Raw genomic sequence first — 16,250 nt, 5'->3', positions numbered from 1 at the left:
CCCGGTCCGGGCAGGCCGGCGGGCCGGTCGGCGGGCGCCGACCGGTTCCGGTCCGTACGGGCGGGGCGGTCCGTCACTTGGTCGGTGCGTTCGGCGCCGTGTTGCCCGGGATGGCGTTCATCCAGTCGTTGGCCTTGGCCAGGGCGAGCCCGGTGACCGCCATGGCGACCGCGACCAGCCCGAAGATGATGACCGCGGTGGGCACGGGACTGTCGCCCCGTTCGGGGTCCCGCCGCAGCTCGGCGAGGCGCGCGGCGACCGCCGCGTACAGGTAGGCGCAGAGGGGCATGGCCTTCTCCTTCTCAGGTGGGTTCACAGCCGGGCGATGAACGGATAGACGGCGAAGCCGAGCAGGACGAAGACCAGCAGCGAACCGGGAATGTCCAGCCGGCTGGTCACCCCCTCGGCGCGGGCCAGGTTGTCGGTGCGGATCTGGTCCCGCAGCGAGTCAGCGCGGCTGCGCAGCGTCTCGTGCACCTGGGCGCCCTCGCTGCCGGAGGAGCGCATGATCGCGCCTACGTCGCCGAGTTCCGGGATGCCGATCCGGTCGGCCAGCTCCTGCAACTCGTCCCACGGCGAGTGCATCTGGAGTTGGGCGATCCGCAGCGCCTCCCGGATCCGGTCGAAGACCCAGCCGTCGCAGACCGCCGCCGCCCGCTCCAGCGACTGCACCGGCCCGTGCGCCGCGGAGAGCTGCAACGCCACCAGGTCCAGGTAGGTGCAGACCGCCTGGCGGAACTCGTCCCGCGCGGCGTCCGCCCGGGCCAGCACGGCGCGGTGCGCGAGCAGGCCGGCGACCAGGGCGAACCCCAGGCTGCCCAGCACCGGTACGGTCAGCGGCAGCGCCAGCCCGCCGAGGAAGAGCAGCGCCGAGGTCAGGGCCGGCGTGGCGAATCCGACCAGCGTGGAGAGCAGCACCGACAGGGCATACTGCTCGGGGGTGCGGTCGAGCAGGGCGAGCTGCCGGTGCGGCGGGCGCAGCCAGCGGGAGAATCCGCCCAGCCAGTCCGGGCCGGCGCCGGCCGCCGCGGCCCGCCCGGGCGGCTGGTGCAGCCGGCGCAGCGCCGGGCCGAGCGCCGGGGTGGCCGGCAGCGCCTCGCTGACCACGAGGAAGAGGCCGAGGCCGACGGCGGCGCCGCCCAGCACGGCGACGGCGAGCAGCCAGTTGACGATCACGCGATCGCCTCCTCCAGGTCGGGGACGGGCAGGAACCGCGCCGGCCGGGGCGGCTGGCTCATCGACCGGACCCAGGCGAGCAGCCCGATGAAGGCCGCGCCGAGCACCGCCATCACCAACTGGCCGACGAACGTCCCGTACGGCCGGATGTAGTCGCTGTTGACCAGGCCGTACGCCAGGGTGGCCAGGGTCATTCCGGTGAGGAAGCGGACCGCGAACCGAGGTTGGGTGCGCTTGGCCTCGACCTCCCGGCGGGTGGCCACCTCGGCGGACGCGGCGGCGGCGATCGAGCCGAGCACGTCGCCGAGGCGCTCACCGCGGTCGGTGAGGTGCAGGATCAGCGCGGCGACCACCTGGTCGCAGACCGGGTCGGCGATCTCGTCGGCGAACGCGAGCAGGGCGGATCTGGCCAGCCAGCCGGCCTGGAGGCGGGCCGCGAGGGTGCGTACCTCCTCCTGGATCTCCTCCGGCGCGGCGGTGATGGTGCCGATGATGGCCTGCTGGAGGCCCTGCCCGGTGCCGGAGATGTCCTTCAGCCGGCGGGTCCATTCGCCAACCGCCTCGACCTGGGCGATGGCCCGCTGTTCGGCCCCGCCGACCGCGAACAGCCACGGCACGCCGGGTACCGCCAGCGCCACCAGCAGGCCCACCACGGGCAGCCCGGTCAGCAGGAAGGCCAGCGCGCCGACCACCACCGCCGCACCGAGCAGCAGCTGGTGGCGGCGCTGGTCCCGGCGGCTGCTCCCCGAACCGGTCCAGAGCCGGCGCAGCCCCGGCCCGGCGCCGGGCGCCGGCCCGGGTGGCCGGCTGGTGCCGGCCAGCGCGACCACGACCAGCACCAGCCCGGCCGTGCACACCGCGCCGGAGAAGAGGGCGATCAGCTCGATCGTGGTCACCGCCGTCCCCCCAGCCGGGTGTGTCGGGGCCGGCGCCAGGCGCCGGTGCCGGCCTCGATGAAGCGGGTCAGCAGCCGGGCGTCGTAGCCGACCCGCAGGAGCTGGTCGCGGATCCGTTCGGGCAGGTGCCGGGGGACGGCCCGGCCGTCCGGGCCGGGACCGAAGATCGTGGTGGTGGTCATCCGGTTGCCCTCGCCGACGCCGACGACCTCCTCGACGTGCGAGACGAAGCGTTCCTTGCGCCCGCCGATCGCGGTCTCGTCCTCGACGGTGACGTAGACGATGAGGTCCAGGGCGTTGCCCGCCATCCGGCGGGCCTGGTCGACGGTCATCTCCCGGCCGTGGGCGAGGGCCAGCTCGATGATCCGTTCGCTCACCCCGGCGGGGGTACGCGCGTGGATGGTGCACATCGACCCGCGGCTGGTGGTCATGGCCTGGAGCATCGGCACGATCTCCCGGGAGCGGACCTCGCCGACGATGATCCGCAGCACGCCCATCCGGAGCGAGACGGGGATCAGGTCGGCGATGCTGACCTCGCCGGCGGGCCGCCCGTCGAGCCCGCGCTCGCCGTGCCCCTCCCGGGCCTCGAAGCTCATCACCGCCCGGTGCTTGTGCCCGCGCCGGGCCGGCAGCAGCTCGCGGCTCTCCTCCAGCAGCACGTACGGCTCGTCGGCGGGGATCTCGTCCATCAGCGCCCGGATGATGGTGGTCTTTCCGGCGCCGGCCAGCCCGGCCACCATGATGTTGAGCCCGGTCCGCATGGCCGCGCGCAGGAAGTCGCGCAGCAGGGGGTCGATCATCTCGTCCAGGTCGGGCCGGCCGCCGGCGATGTCCTCCAGGCTCACCGCGAGGGTGTTGTGTTTGCGGATCACCGCGTACGGGCGGTGGCTGACCAGGAACACCGCGGCGAGCCGGCTGCCGTCGGGCAGTTGCAGGTCGAGGGTGGGCTTGGAGGTGGAGAGGGAACGTTCGGTGGCGCCGGCCCGGCGGGCCGCCGCCTGCAGGATCTCCACCAGCTCGTCGTCGCTGTCGGCGATCGGCTCGGCCCAGTCGACGCCCCCGCCGTGCCGGGTGATGCGGACCTGGTCGCAGCCGAGGATGTGCACCTCCTCGATGGTGTCGTCGACCAGCAGCGTCTGGAGCCGGCCCAGGCCGACCAGCTCGGCGGTCACCTGGTCGAGCAGCAGGCGCTCCTCGTCCGCGGGCATCGGGGTGCCGGAGCGGCGCACCGAGTCCGCGTACGCGGAGACCACGGCGACCGCCAGCCGCGCCCGCTCGACCTCCTCGGCGTCGGCGTCGAACTCGCGGCCGCGCTGCCAGTGGGTGAGCCGCTCGCTGAGCTCCCGGCGCAGCTCACGCACCACGGCGAAGTCGACCCGGGGGCGGGGCGGCGGGGCGACCACCGGTGGCGGGAAGGGCACCGGGGGCGGGCCGGGGTGCCGGCCGTTCGGCGGGGCCACCAGCGGTGGCACGGTGGACGTCAGGGCGGGCTGCTGCCGCGGGTCGTGGTTGACCGGCTCAAACCGCACCGGGCACCTCCGTCCCGCTCGCGGCGGTCAGCGCCTGCGGCGGTGTCATCCGCGGCCAGGCCAGCCGGGCCCGCCGCCGGTCCAGCAGCGCCCGGATCGGCACCTCCAGCCCGCCGGCCGCGCGCATCAGCGGCCGTCCGGCGCGGACGGTCCCGCCCAGGCTGAGCACCTCGGCGGTACGCGGGTCGTGCGGCAGCCGGGCGATCACCGGCAGCCCCAGGGACTTGCTGATCTCGCTGGTGCCGTGCCCGTCGCCGACCACCAGCAGGCGCAGCGTGCCTGGGGGAACCCGGTGTTCGGTGAGATCCCGCTCGATGGCCCGGACGGCCGCCCGGGTGGCCGAGAGGTCGGGCAGGTGCGCGCGGGTGACCAGTAGCACCACCGCGGCGGCGCGGAGCAGCGGCCACGGTGGACCGGGGACCAGCAGCCGGCCGCAGTCGACCAGCACGTCGTACGGCGGAACGCCGTTCTCCAGCCCGGTGAAGTAGTCGGCGAACCGCTGCCAGAGCGGGATCACGCTGCCGGCCTGGGCGGGATCGACCACGCCGGGCAGCAGCAGCCGTTCCCGCTTCGGCGCGTCCAGGTCGACCAGCTGCGACCAGAAGGCGGTGTCCAGGTTGCCGTCGCGCAACTCCCCGACGGCCAGTTCGCCCAGGCCCCGGGGGCCGTCCAGCGCCCCGCCCAGGTAGCCGGCGAGGATCGAGCCGCCGGCCGGGTCGCACTCGGCCAGCACCAGCCGCCGGTGCCAGCTCAGCGCGGCGGCCAGCGCGGCGGTGGTGACCCCGGGCGAGCCTTTCGCCGAGACCAGGGCGATGATCGCCATCAGGCCGCCTCGGTGAGCACGAGCGCCACCCGGTCGGCCGCGTTCAGCGCCACCACCGCCGGCACGTCCCGGACGGCCAGCGCCAGGTAGACCACCACGTCGTTGTTGTTGTCCTGGTCGACGGCGTCGATCACGACGGCCGGGAACCGGGTGCCACCGTTGCCGCCCGCGCCGCCGGCGCTGCGGTCCGGGGTGCTCACCAGCAGCAGCTTGTCGCCGGGGTGCAGCCGGCGGGCGGGCACCTGGCTGCGGTCCAGGCCCAACGCGATCTGCTGCTGGTCGGGGCCGAGCAGCGGGGTGTCGGTGAGCTGGTTGGGGGTGAGCAGGGTGCCGGGGGCGAGCCGGACGGCCGCCCGCAGGCCCAGCACCTCCTTGAGCCGGCTGGCGGGCACCGGGCGCAGCTCCCGGCCGCCGGACACCCGCACCGTGACCAGGTCGTCGGTGGTGAACTGGTGGCCGACGTCGACCGGGCGGGCCACCGCCAGGTAGCTGCCGGTGGACCGGACCGAGGTGACCGCGAAGGCGGAGCCGAGCCCGCCGAGCGCGATGAGCAGGACCGCCAGGCCGAGCAGGCCGGGGCGGATCCGCCGCTGGCGGACCACCCGGGGCGGTGCCACCGGCGCTTCCATCGGAGTCCCGTTCCGGGTCGCCACGCTCATCCGGTCACCACCTGAAGCTCGTTGATCTGCACCGGGATCGTTCCGCTGACCCGGTTCTGGGCGATGTCGCCGCTGTCGTTCCCGCCGGACCAGTGCACGGTCCAGAACGTGGTGGCGCCGACCCGGTAGGTGTCCGCGCGGTCGTAGCCGCGGTCGTAGCCGCAGTCCGGGGAGGGCTGCCCGGCGCGCGGGCCGCTGGCGGTGTAGGGGGTGCCGGGTCCGGTGCAGGTGACCTCGGTGCCGTCGCCCATCGACCAGACGATCCGGGTGACCCGCGCGGTGATCTCGACGGTCAGTCCACGGTCCGAGGCGGACGCGGTGAGCGGCCCGAAGTAGGACGGCCCGGGGCTGGCCCACATCCAGACCGGCAGCCCGACCAGGCCCGGCCCTTTGCTCCGCCGGGGCGCGACCGCGATCCGGGGCGGCAGCAGGCTGATCGAGGCGAGCGCCCGGCGGGCCAGCTCCTCGGGGTCGGGCGGGGTGCCGAATCCGGGCGGCGGGGTGTCCAGCAGCACGTTGACCTGGTCGCCGGCGGTACCGCCGTTGCAGGTCCGGACGTACCACGTGCTGCCCTCCGGCGCGGGCGGCTGGGGACTGGCGAGCTTGTAGTAGCAGCCGTCGCCGTTGTTGAACCAGCCCAGGTATTCGTCGTAGCAGGGCACGACCCGGCCGTTCCACTGGCACTTCCCGCCGGATCCGGAGCCGGAGCCGGATCCGCCGCCATCGGGGTCACCGCCCCCGCCGGGCTTGCCTGGCACGCCCGGGTCGTCGTCCCAGACGTTGCAGTCGTTCTGCCCGGGCGGGCACTCGCCGCCGGGGTCGGCGGCCCGGGCGGGGCTGCCGGCCAGGGCCAGCAGGACCGCCAGGCCGCCGGCGAGCAGCCTCCTGCGGGGTGTCCCGGCCCGGGTCGGGCGGGCCGGGACACCCCTTCCTCCCCAGGTCAGCACGGCTGGTCCTGATGTGCGGCGCCCGCGTTGATCAGCCAGCGGCCGTCCGGGTACCGGGTCGCGGTGGCCGTCGCCAGGTAGCGCCCGCCGCGGCTACCGGGAACGACCCGGTGGTTCTTGGCGTAGACGAGGCGGTAGCGGGTGGCGTCCAGGCAGTCCTGGATCTGCACGGTGGGCGGGTCGGCGGTCAGGTCGACCGACACGACGGTGGGGTCGGAGAGCAGCGTCCCGGTCCGCATGGCACCGTGCTCCTTCGCCTCGCGAATTGTCACCTGGACCTTGGTCAGCAGCGGATCCGCCAGGAATCGGGCCAGTGCGGGATGACCGGGATCACTGCGTGCGTTTGCCGCGCGGGACGCCTCGAGATAGCCGGAATAGGCGGCGAGCGCCGCTTTCCCGGCGGCCTCCTCGTCCGCCACGGAATGGGCGACCGGAGCGTTGCCGCCGCCGGTCAGCGGCTGGGTCACCGCCTCCGGTTCGCTCCCGCAGCCGGCGCCCAGGCCCAGCACGGCCAGGCTGAGCAGGCAGCTTGCCCATCGGCGGGAATGCCATGTACGCAATGCCGCGCCCTCCTCGATGGCGACCCGGAGTGGCCGCGGGGGCGTGCTCCGGGCAGGCGGAACCGTGCCCGGATGTCTCCGTCCGGGCCTCTTCCGGCTACCGCTGCATTTACCTGTACGGATCTTCAGCTAACGGGGAAAGGTCGTCTCCACTCGGTCTCCGACGCGAATTCATCCGGGGGTTGCGTCGTACCCAAGGGGCGAGCATAAGCTCACGTCCGCCGATGCAACAGAGGCAATTCAAGTGAACACTCTCAGTGATGACAGGTGGTGGTGGGCCGTGGACCTCGGGAGAGCGGGTCGGGTCGGCGGGCCGGCCGGTGTGGCGACAGGAGTGGCCGCACCCTGGGCGGGAATCCGCCGGACCGGGCCCGGCCGGGCCGGCGGAGGTATGGGGGACAACGACGCCTCTGGTCCGTTCTGTCCCGCCACCGCCACTGCCGGTCCGGGCCGCCCGGCCACCGAGGTCGATGCTCGTGGATGCGTCGCCCGGTGGCCCGTGCCGCGCCCCGGACGTCACATCCGAACCCGGCCGAAATCACTCTCCGTGCTCCACGGTGGAACGGTGCGCGACCGTCCGGGAGGGGCGGCGTGACGGCCGAACGGGTCGACAACCCACACCGGGCGGCCAGCCCGGACCGTCCGTGGGTACGCCTGCTCGCCGCCCTCACGATCGTGCCGCTGCTCCGGCTGGCGGTCGCCCGGTACGCCGTACCCCCGGGGTCGCCGGACCGGGCGGGGTGCGATCGCTGCGCCGCACCGATCGGCCTGGACCGGCCGCTGCCGGCGCTCGGACCGGCGGCGCGCTGCCCGGCCTGCGGCGCCCGGGTCGGCGCGGCGCCCGGCCTGGTGGAGCTGGGTCTGGCCGGCGCGGTGGCGGCGCTCGCGCTGACCGGCGGGTCGCTGCCGGTGCGGGCGGCGCTGGCCTGGTGGCTTGCCTGGGCGATCCCGCTGGCCCTGGTCGACGCCGCGGTGCACCGGCTCCCCGACCGCCTAACCTGGCCGGCGGCGGCCGGCGCCTGGACGCTGCTCGGGCTGGCCGCGCTCGCCGGGCCGGGACCGGCGCCGTGGCTGCGGGCCACCGCGGCCGGTCTCACGCTCGGCGCGGGGTTCGCGGCCACCACGCTGCTGCTCGGCCGGCGCGGCTTCGGCCTGGGCGACGCCAAGCTGGCGCTCGGGGCCGGCGTGCTGCTCGGCTGGCACGGCTGGCCGGTGCTGCTCGCCGGGCTGCTCCTCGGCCTCGCCCTCTCCGCCCTGGCCGGCCTGGCGCTGCTGGTGGCCCGGCGGGTCCGCTGGTCCAGTCACCTGCCGTTCGGCCCGTTCCTCATCGCCGCCACCGCCGCCACGCTCGTGCTCACCGCGACGTGACCCGCGCCCCGGCGCGGCTGGGCGTCCGCGCCAGGGCCGGAGGGCGGCCCGTGATGCGGCTCGGCGTCCGCGCCAGGGCCGGAGGGCGGCCCGTGATGCGGCTCGGCGTCCGCGCCAGGGCCGGAGCGCGGCCCGTGATGCGGCTCGGCGTCCGCGCCACGGCCGAAGGCGGCCCGTGATGCGGCAAATCGGGGCTTCCCTACGGCGGGAAGGCCCCGATTGCCGCATCTCGTCGTGCTGGCCTGGCGGCGGCCAGCCGCAGGGTGGACCGAGCGGTCAGCGGCGGGCCGGTGGGGCGAGGGTGGGCGCGGGGCGCGGGAAGAGGCGGCCGAGCACCTCGGCCAGCGGCCGGGCCGCCAGCGGGGTGAGCAGGGTGCCGATCAGGGCGCCGAGCAGCAGGCCGGCGGCGACGTCGTGCGGGTAGTGCACGCCGACGAAAACCCGGGAGAACGCGGCGAGCACGGCCACCGGGACGGCCAGCAGGCCGAACCGGCGGTGCAGCAGCAGCGTGGTGGCGGCCAGCGCGCCCGCGATGGTGGCGTGGTTGCTGGGGAACGACCAGTCACCGACGGCCGGGCAGTGGCCCGCGACGATCATCAGGTCGGCCGGGCTGCGACACGGCCGGTCCTCGGCGACCAGGCTCTTCAGCCCCTCGCTGGCGCCGTACGCCAGCACCACCGTCACCGGCGCGGCCAGGGCGAGCGCCCGGTCCCGGACGTCACCACCGACCAGCCGGGTCAGCGCCGCCAGCACCAGGAGCACGCCGAGCAGCACGATCGCGCCCTCGGTGAAGTGGATCGCGAACCAGTGGACCGGCTCTGGCGTGCCGTCGGCGAACTCGACGACGTCCCGGTACCAGTCGGTGCTGACGTCCGGAACGCCGGTAGCCACGGTCTCGTTCATTTTCGCCCCACCTCCCGTTCATACTCCGTGCACCGGGAGGGTGGCAGGGGAATGAGCGTCCGGCCCTCAAGGTCTCAGCGACCTCACAGCCCCGCGCGCACCGGGGTCACGACGCGGCCGGCGGGTCCGACGGCAGGCGCGGGGCGGGCTGGCCGGCCGGCCCGGACATCCGCTGCACGATCTCCTCCAGCGCCTCGAAGGCGTACGCCCAGTTGTGGCACTTGAAGCTGCGCAGGCCGGCGATCGGGGTGCGGCAGTCGGCGCAGTGCACGCCGGGGATGGCGTCGGGCACCTCGGTGTTGACGTACTTGCGCTCGCCGAGGATCACCCGCGCGATCATCGCCCGGTCGTGCACCCCGTGCAGCGCGGACGAGACGATGTCGTACCAGTTGACCCGGCGGCCGCACTTGGCGCAGTCCGGCTCGTCGCCGCTGACCCAGAGCGGCGCGCCGATGCTGCGCGCCGGCATGTTCAGCAGCTTCTCCAACCGGCGTACGTCCGACTCCGGGGTCATCCAGCGGTGCCGGCCGGGCAGCGCGGCGGGCGAGTCGTAGACCGCACGGAACACCACCGGGTCGACCTCCACGGTCTCCCGCCTACCCGTCATCGCCCACCTCCGGGCTCGCGCCGGTTTCCCCTGGTCGTACCAGGGTGAACGGCACACCCGGCCGGATCAAGAACAGGGCCGGCCAGCGGTGTGTCGCCGGCCGGTCACCGGTCCCGGCGGCGCCCCGTCCTTGGTCGTTCCCCGCTGGTGGGACGCCGCCGCCCGACGGGGCCTTGGGTGGACGGCCAAGATTGTTACGCTCCCCGCCATGTTCTCCGGCGACGCCGATGCCGACCTGCGGCAGATGGCTGACGATCCCCGCTTCCCGCACCGCGACGCCGCCCGGCACGCCGCGCGTTTCCGGGCCTCCGGCGACGCGGCCGACCTGGTCGCCGTCCAGGACGATCCGCACCCGTGCGGGATGACGGACGTGGTTTTCGCCCTGGCCTCGGCGAAGCGGCCCTGGCTCAACTGGGTGCCGATGCCGAGCGAGGCGATCATCAACGTCGCCAACGAGATCGGCGGTCGCCGGGCGCAGGGCGAGCAGCTCGAGATCAGCGGTTTCGGGGTGTCGGCGGCCGAGCCGGCCAGCGCCATGACCGCCTGCCGCCGGGTGATGGGGCCGGTCGAGATCGGCATCGCCGAGTTCCCGGCCCCGGACATCCGGACGCCGATCCGTCGCGGCCGGTACGCGGTCTGGCGGTACGACGGCACCGAACCGGTGCCCGCCGTGCCGGCACCGTCGGCCGCCGCCGTCCGGCTGCTGCACGAGGTCGCGGGGGAGCCGTGGCCGTCGCCGCTCTCCGGGTACGTGCAGGCCGCCCCGCTCGGTGAGCTGCCCCTGGCCGACCTGCTCGGGCTCCTCGCCCACCTGCCCGGCCCACCGGACACCCCGCGCTGGCAGCACCTGGCCACGTCGACGCCGACCTACTGGTACCGGCTCATGCAGCCGTGGGTGTGCCTCGGCATCCTGCACCACGCCGCCGACGAGCCGTGGCCGGCCTCGACCCGGCGCGAGGTGCTGGTCGACCTGGCGTTCGGCGTCGAGGACTGGGTCGCCGACGCGGCCCTGTTCGCGCTCGTCACCGCCGCGTACCGGGAGCCGGCCCTGCGGGCCGAGGTCCACCACCTGGTCCGGGCCCGGCTCGACGCGGCCGTGGCGGCCGAGCGACTGGTCACCATCGAGGAGTCGCTGGCGCAGCTGATGCTGGTCACGCCCGGCTGCCAGGCCGCCGACCGGGCGCTGGCGGCCGCGGTGCTGGCCCGCGCCGCGCAGGACGACGAGGACGACGAGCCCGCCCCGGCTCCTACTACCCCGGCCCCGGCTCCCGCCCCGGCCCCGAAGCGCCGTTGGTGGCAGCGCGGCTAGCGTTCCCGGACGCGCGACCGGGACCCTCCCGGCGTCCGCCCTCCTGGTCACTCCGGCCTGGCGGCCGAGCCGGCCGGCGTCGGCGGCCGGCCGACGAGCGTGCCGGAGCGCCGAACGGCTCGTGCGTTCGTACCGCTCGGCGGTCTCGATCCACCCTGACCTCCAGCGGGCGCTCCGACCGCCGCACGCCGGTCGCGCCGGACGGCCAGAGGGACGCCCGCCGGCCAGCCACAGTCGGGGCACGCCCCCGTGTCGGGGTCGAACCCGCCCCGCGCCTGTCCTTACGATCTTGCGCACACCCGATGCCCACGAGGCATCTGACCGGCGGATGGGTTCCCGCCGGCCTCGACTTCCCATGCAGGGGGACCACGTGAAGAGAAGACTGATCGGGCTCGTCTCGGCGCTGACCATCGCCGTCGGCGGGTCGCTGGTCGCCGCCGCCCCGGCGCAGGCGGCCCCGGCCGTCATGATCACCAAGGTCTACTACGACTCGCCGGGCAGCGACAAGGGCTCGAACAGCAGCCTCAACGCCGAGTACGTGCGGCTGACCAACAAGCGCAGCACCGTCATCAACCTCAAGGGCTGGTACGTGCGCGACAAGGCCGGCTACACCTACAAGTTCACCAGCGACTACCGGGTCGGCGCCGGGACCAGCATCATCATCCACACCGGCAAGGGCACCAACCGCGGCACCCAGCGCTACTGGGGCCGCTCCTGGTACGTCTGGAACAACACCGGCGACACCGCGTACCTGCGTAACTCCTCCGGCTCGCTCGTCGACAGCTGCACCTGGCGGTCGCGCGGCAGCGGCTACACCTACTGCTGAACCAGCAGCACCGGGCGCGCCGGTCTGCCCTCGGGTGGGCCGGCGCGACTCGACCAGCGCAGGCGGGGCCGGGCGCCGATGACAGCGTAGCCGTCCGGCAGATGGGCCGCTTGAGCGGCACGGTACTGGCTGTTCGGTCGCTATCGATGTCCTTGGGCGCCAACCTAACCTTCCGGCCATGGGGCCGGAATGCAAGCTCGATGGCTGGATCGATTACTTCAAGCAGTTCGATGATGTGATCGAGTGCGGTATCGTCGTCACCCACGCGCCCGGGTGGACGTACGTCGTTCTGGTGCTGGTGACTTTCGCCATCGGCTTGCGGGAGTTCCTTCGCAATCGCACTCGGGAGGTGTCCCGGGCCAGCCAAGCTGTCCGCGAGTGGACCACAGTGGCACAGCGGGCGAGCGTACGGTTGGCTCTCTTTTCGGCCCTGCTGCTGGCCGCGGCTTACCTGCTCGGGCGGCTGTCCGACATGCTGTGGGGCACGTTCGGTGGCCGGCAGTCGATGTTCGACGGAATGCTGAAATCACAGATCTACACCACGGATTACCAGTGGGACCTGGTGACCGGAAAGCCCTATCTGACGTACGTCACCGGCTGGTCGCTGGTCGGCGCCGCCCTCGTGGTCGTCCTGCTGGTGTACGCGACCCTGACGGGAGCGGCGGGGCTGCGGTCTGCCCTGCGGGCCATATTGTTGGCTGTCCTCATGGTGGCATCTGTCGGAGCGCTCATGACGGGCATCGCCACTCTCGGCAGCCTTACCGAAAAGCCACCGCTGTCCACCACGCTGCCACTCTTTTACGGCATGTGGTTCCTCGGATTCGCCATTCTCGCCTTCGGCGCCAGCCGGATTCTGAACGCCGACGACGATCTGGATTACGCGTTGCGGCTGAACGCCAACCCGTCGTAGGACGTGCGGGGAGGCGACCCGGGTACGCCGGCGAGAGCCCTGTCGGGGTCCGCCCGACAGGTCGGTACGAGGGTCAGCCTGCCCGGTCAGGAGTCCGCGGGTACACCGGCTTCCAGTTGGCCGATCACCGGGGCGAGGAGTTCATTGAGTTCCCGCGCCAGCACGGTGACGGCCCGGCGCGCCGCGGGTGCCACGGACGGGCCCGGACCGTCGGGGGCCGGTGGCAGGTCATCCATCGGAACCGGCGCCTCCACCTGCAACACTGCCCTCAGGTGCGGGCTGCGCGTGAGGTCCTGGTCCGACGGGGTCGGGTACTGGCCGAACAACTGGGGCCAGTCCCGCCAGCCACGGTCCCGCTGCCACTGCTTGGTCCAGGTGAGTTCGGCCGGCCAGCGCGAGACCACCGACACGGCGCAGATCATGCTCCCGTCCCACCGGCTCGGCGTACAGGTCGCGGAGATGATCCGCCGGTGCCAGCGGACGTAGCCGGGTGACAGTTCGACCGCGAGCCGCCAGGCGGTGGCGGCGAAGGTGACCGGCGCAAAGTCGCCCCAGGCGTCGGCGAACTCAGCGGTACGCCTCAGCACCTCGGCCTCGTAGCGGCCACGGCCGTCCGTGCCGTGCTCACGGTCGAACTGCTCATCGAGCCAGAAGGCGCGTGGTTCCGGCATGCTCATCTCCGTCCGGGGCGGTGGCTCACGACGTCATCCTCACCATGGTGGTCCAGCACGAACCCGCTTGGCGCCCGGTCCCCGCGGTGCCGACGACCGGCCGGCGATTCACGCCTTGCGGGTGGCCTCCCGCGCATTCCGCTCCACCATGAACTGCCCGACGCTGTCGCGGCCCGCTGCGCCACCGGTTACCGGCTCCTTGCGCCAGCAGCCGGCGTGGCCGCTTCCCGTACCCGGGGTTTGCGCACGGCGGACGTTTGGCCCCCGCAGCGGCCGGGGCAAATATCCATGACCAGCAGGCAACCTAGGAGGTCATGGGCGTGGCGAAGGGTGATGTCGAGACGTACTACGAGGACGGTCAGTGGAAGAACCGTCCGGAGGGCAATCAGCGCGCCAGCACGACGCACGACACCAAGGCCGAGGCGGAGTCCGCGGGCCGGCAGACGGCCGTGCAGCGCGAGGTCGAGCACGTGATCAAGAAGAAGGACGGCACGATCGGCGAGAAGAACACGTACCCGCGTAGCCGTGACCCTCGGGAGACCAAGGGCTGAGCTTCGGGTGCGGCAGTAGGGGCGGGTGGCGTCCGGATGCCGGACGCCACCGCCACGCCGGGACCAACGCCGGCCGCTGCGGTACGTCGGCGTTGATCCCCGGGCCGGGCGGATGTTGTTGAATCATCTGCGTGGCGAAGACCATGAAGATCACCACCCGGAACGCGAGCTTCCAGCAGTGGCAGGCGCTGCTGACCAACCGCAACAAGCGCCAGCGGTCGGGTGAGTTCCTGGTGCAAGGGGTACGACCGATCACCCTGGCCTTGGAGCAGGGCTGGGAGATCCGTGCTCTCCTTTATCCGGACCGGCAGGCGCTGTCCCGTTGGTGCCGGGATCTCCTCGACCGGGCCTCGGCTCCGCGCGTGGCTCTCGCACCGGAGCTGATGCGGGAACTTGGCGGCAAGGACGAGGAGTCACCCGAGCTGCTGGCTGTGGTGGCGCAGCCCGAGGACGACCTGGACCGTATCCCGGCCGGGCCGACGATGCTGGTCGTGGTCTTCGACCGCCCGAAGACCCCGGGCAACATCGGCACTCTGATTCGCTCCGCGGACGCCTTCGGGGCTTCGGGTGTCGTCATCACCGGTCACGCGGCTGACCCCTACGATCCGAAGGCCATCCGCGCCAGCACGGGATCGTTGTTCGCTGTCCCGGTCGTACGGATCGCCAGCCATCGGGAGGTTCTCGACTGGCTGACCGCGGTGCGGGCGCGTGGGCTTCCACAGGTTCAGATCATCGGTACGGACGAACACGGCGAGGTGGAGGTCGCCGACCATGATCTGACGGGCCCCACGCTTCTTCTCGTGGGCAACGAGACCAACGGACTGAGCGCCGGCTGGCAGGAGGCCAGTGACCGGATGGTCCGCATCCCCATCGTGGGCGCCGCCAGCTCGTTGAACGCGGCAGCAGCCGGCACCGTGGTGCTGTACGAGGCCTCGCGGCAGCGAGCCAAGCGGCGTTAGCCGCTGTATGCCGCCGACCGCATCCGCGTAGGTCGCTGACCCATCTCCGCCGCCTTCGGCGACCTCCGCCCGGGAGCGGCAGCTGCCGGCACCCGATCCGGGTGTCATCCGGGCTGGCGTTCGCGGAACCGCTTCCGGCTGGTATCGCCAGCGGAGCGAGCGAGGAAAAGGGCCAAATCCGCGCATGAAGGCGCCCTTCCGGCGATCATGGTGCGATGGGGCGACCGTTGGACCCGGCACCGGGTGGGAGCATCCTGCGCGGCGAGGAGGACGCCCGACAGGTCAGCTACCTGGAGCTCTTCTTCGACCTGGTGTTGGTCTTCGCCCTGCTCGCGGTCGTCAGCCGGATCGTGCCGGACCTCCTCTCGAACGATGTGCGCCGGCAGTGGCTGTCGTTGCTGTACACGCTCGTGCTGGCCCTGCCGCTGCTCTGGCTGTGGACGACCACCGCATACATCACCAGCCGGTTCGACTACCGCAACCGCTGGATCCAGCTGCTGGTCCTGGCCAGCGCGTTCGGCTTATTGATCATGGCGACGGCGATGCCGTACGAGTTCGAGAAGCGCGGTGCCGCCTTCGCCGTCGTGTACGTGTTGCTGCACATCGGACGCCCCTTGCTCCTCCGGTCGTTGCTACCGGAGCACGACGAGGTACGAGCGTCCTTCACCCGAGTGGTCATCTGGGCCGGCACCTCCGGCGTGATCTGGCTCGCCGGCGCGGTGTTGCGCGGAAACCCCCGGGTCGCCCTGTGGTTGATCGCCATCACCCTGGACCTGGTCGTGGCGCGGTTCGGCTGGCCGGTGCCCGGCATGCGCCGCCAACCGGAGGCCCGGGTCTGGGCAACGGCCAACTGCCTGAACCTCGCCGAGCGCTACCAACAGCTGCTGCTGATCGCGCTCGGCGAGACGGTGGTGTCGATCGGCGTCACCTACTCCACCCACGCCGCCACGCCCGCCGCAACGGCGGCCCTGGTGATCACATTCTTGTCGTCCGTGCTGATGTGGCGGATCTACTTCCAACGCGCCGGCCAGGTGCTGGCCCAAGCCGTCGAGATGGCGTCGAACCGGGCGGCTGTCGGCGGCATCATCGGCGCCGCACACGTGCTCATGGCGCTCGGCATCACCGCTACCGCGGCGGGCTCGGAACTCGTGCTGGCGCATTCGGGCGGGCGGTCCCATCCGGCCTCGGTGGCGATCATCCTCGGCGGGCCGGCGCTCTTCCTGGTCGGCCGCAGTCGGCTGGAACAGGTCGTCTTCAACCGCCTCGCCGTGCGCCGGCTCGTCGGCATCGCCGCTCTCATCCTGCTGGCGCCACTGCTGTTGCCCGGCCCGCCGCTGCTCGCCGCCATCGCCGCCGTCGTCGTGCTGCTCGGCGTCGCCATCGCAGACGCGCGACGGGCCGCCGGACGCCCAGCGGAAGCCCCGTCCCCGGCCCATTAGCGGATCGGCCTTCCACGCCCTCGACGGGCAACGCTCAGCGGAGGTACGACCAGGCGAACCACACCGCGCCCGTCGTCGATGCCCCTGCGTCCGGGTAGGTCACCTGGATGAGCAGGG

18 protein-coding genes are annotated in these 16,250 nt (G+C 73.1%); 7 read left to right on the top strand and 11 right to left on the bottom strand.

Annotated elements, in window-relative coordinates:
* Window positions 1-73: 73 nt before the first annotated feature.
* The 8 genes from LQ51_RS29480 to LQ51_RS29445 are packed head-to-tail and all read right to left on the bottom strand — an operon-like array spanning window position 74 to window position 6,497.
* A complete protein-coding gene (locus tag LQ51_RS29480; protein ID WP_046571392.1) occupies window positions 74-289 on the bottom strand; it encodes a hypothetical protein in 216 nt (71 codons plus the stop codon).
* A 23-nt stretch (window positions 290-312) separates the two neighbouring features.
* Window positions 313-1,173: a type II secretion system F family protein gene (locus tag LQ51_RS29475; protein WP_046571391.1), complete on the bottom strand. Its 861-nt coding sequence runs from the start codon at window positions 1,171-1,173 to the stop codon at window positions 313-315.
* Window positions 1,173-2,072 carry a type II secretion system F family protein gene (locus LQ51_RS29470; RefSeq protein ID WP_046571360.1) on the bottom strand — a complete coding sequence of 300 codons (900 nt, stop codon included), beginning with the start codon at window positions 2,070-2,072 and terminating at the stop codon, window positions 1,173-1,175. Before LQ51_RS29470 ends, LQ51_RS29475 begins: the two co-directional genes overlap by 1 nt.
* Entirely contained in the window at window positions 2,069-3,601 is a 1,533-nt protein-coding gene (locus LQ51_RS29465) for a CpaF family protein (protein ID WP_046571358.1), read from the bottom strand. Before LQ51_RS29465 ends, LQ51_RS29470 begins: the two co-directional genes overlap by 4 nt.
* Window positions 3,591-4,424 carry a P-loop NTPase family protein gene (locus LQ51_RS29460; RefSeq protein ID WP_046571356.1) on the bottom strand — a complete coding sequence of 278 codons (834 nt, stop codon included), beginning with the start codon at window positions 4,422-4,424 and terminating at the stop codon, window positions 3,591-3,593. The genes LQ51_RS29465 and LQ51_RS29460 overlap by 11 nt, the downstream gene beginning before the upstream one ends.
* Entirely contained in the window at window positions 4,424-5,083 is a 660-nt protein-coding gene (locus LQ51_RS29455) for an SAF domain-containing protein (protein WP_046571354.1), read from the bottom strand. Before LQ51_RS29455 ends, LQ51_RS29460 begins: the two co-directional genes overlap by 1 nt.
* Complete coding sequence (locus tag LQ51_RS29450; RefSeq protein ID WP_046571352.1) at window positions 5,080-6,030, bottom strand: hypothetical protein; 951 nt, start codon at window positions 6,028-6,030, stop codon at window positions 5,080-5,082. Before LQ51_RS29450 ends, LQ51_RS29455 begins: the two co-directional genes overlap by 4 nt.
* Window positions 6,024-6,497: a hypothetical protein gene (locus tag LQ51_RS29445; protein WP_369799910.1), complete on the bottom strand. Its 474-nt coding sequence runs from the start codon at window positions 6,495-6,497 to the stop codon at window positions 6,024-6,026. The genes LQ51_RS29450 and LQ51_RS29445 overlap by 7 nt, the downstream gene beginning before the upstream one ends.
* A gap of 747 nt (window positions 6,498-7,244) precedes the next feature.
* Between LQ51_RS29445 and LQ51_RS29440 the strand changes: the two genes are divergently transcribed.
* Window positions 7,245-7,958 carry a prepilin peptidase gene (locus LQ51_RS29440; RefSeq protein ID WP_369799909.1) on the top strand — a complete coding sequence of 238 codons (714 nt, stop codon included), beginning with the start codon at window positions 7,245-7,247 and terminating at the stop codon, window positions 7,956-7,958.
* A 276-nt stretch (window positions 7,959-8,234) separates the two neighbouring features.
* Here the strand turns inward: LQ51_RS29440 and LQ51_RS29435 are convergent, their stop codons facing one another.
* The gene (locus LQ51_RS29435; protein ID WP_046571346.1) at window positions 8,235-8,861 is read right to left on the bottom strand and encodes a phosphatase PAP2 family protein; all 627 of its coding nucleotides are present in this window, start codon (window positions 8,859-8,861) and stop codon (window positions 8,235-8,237) included.
* Window positions 8,862-8,967: 106 nt separating this feature from the next.
* Window positions 8,968-9,468 (bottom strand): hypothetical protein, encoded by a 501-nt coding sequence (locus LQ51_RS29430; protein ID WP_046571344.1) that lies wholly within the window; start codon window positions 9,466-9,468, stop codon window positions 8,968-8,970.
* Between the two features lie 208 nt (window positions 9,469-9,676).
* On the opposite strand from LQ51_RS29430, the gene LQ51_RS29425 reads away from it, so the two are divergent.
* From LQ51_RS29425 to LQ51_RS29415, 3 genes are all read left to right on the top strand, one after another.
* Entirely contained in the window at window positions 9,677-10,777 is a 1,101-nt protein-coding gene (locus LQ51_RS29425) for a hypothetical protein (protein ID WP_052745097.1), read from the top strand.
* Window positions 10,778-11,147: 370 nt separating this feature from the next.
* On the top strand, window positions 11,148-11,603 hold the full coding sequence (locus LQ51_RS29420; RefSeq protein WP_046571387.1) for a lamin tail domain-containing protein: 456 nt from the start codon (window positions 11,148-11,150) through the stop codon (window positions 11,601-11,603).
* 178 nt (window positions 11,604-11,781) lie between these two features.
* Entirely contained in the window at window positions 11,782-12,513 is a 732-nt protein-coding gene (locus LQ51_RS29415; protein ID WP_046571342.1) for a hypothetical protein, read from the top strand.
* 86 nt (window positions 12,514-12,599) lie between these two features.
* On the opposite strand, the gene LQ51_RS29410 is transcribed toward LQ51_RS29415, so the two are convergent.
* Window positions 12,600-13,184 carry a hypothetical protein gene (locus LQ51_RS29410; RefSeq protein ID WP_231605930.1) on the bottom strand — a complete coding sequence of 195 codons (585 nt, stop codon included), beginning with the start codon at window positions 13,182-13,184 and terminating at the stop codon, window positions 12,600-12,602.
* A 320-nt stretch (window positions 13,185-13,504) separates the two neighbouring features.
* On the opposite strand from LQ51_RS29410, the gene LQ51_RS29405 reads away from it, so the two are divergent.
* From LQ51_RS29405 to LQ51_RS29395, 3 genes are all read left to right on the top strand, one after another.
* The gene (locus LQ51_RS29405; protein WP_046571385.1) at window positions 13,505-13,735 is read left to right on the top strand and encodes a DUF2188 domain-containing protein; all 231 of its coding nucleotides are present in this window, start codon (window positions 13,505-13,507) and stop codon (window positions 13,733-13,735) included.
* Between the two features lie 143 nt (window positions 13,736-13,878).
* Window positions 13,879-14,694 carry a TrmH family RNA methyltransferase gene (locus tag LQ51_RS29400; RefSeq protein ID WP_369799908.1) on the top strand — a complete coding sequence of 272 codons (816 nt, stop codon included), beginning with the start codon at window positions 13,879-13,881 and terminating at the stop codon, window positions 14,692-14,694.
* 215 nt (window positions 14,695-14,909) lie between these two features.
* Entirely contained in the window at window positions 14,910-16,133 is a 1,224-nt protein-coding gene (locus tag LQ51_RS29395) for a low temperature requirement protein A (RefSeq protein WP_046571334.1), read from the top strand.
* Window positions 16,134-16,250: the final 117 nt, after the last annotated feature.

Origin of the sequence: Micromonospora sp. HK10 (genome assembly GCF_000982955.1) — a bacterium.
Taxonomy (GTDB): domain Bacteria; phylum Actinomycetota; class Actinomycetes; order Mycobacteriales; family Micromonosporaceae; genus Micromonospora.
The sequence above is the reverse complement of the archived record's forward strand: the minus strand, read 5'-3'. Positions and strand labels throughout refer to the sequence as shown.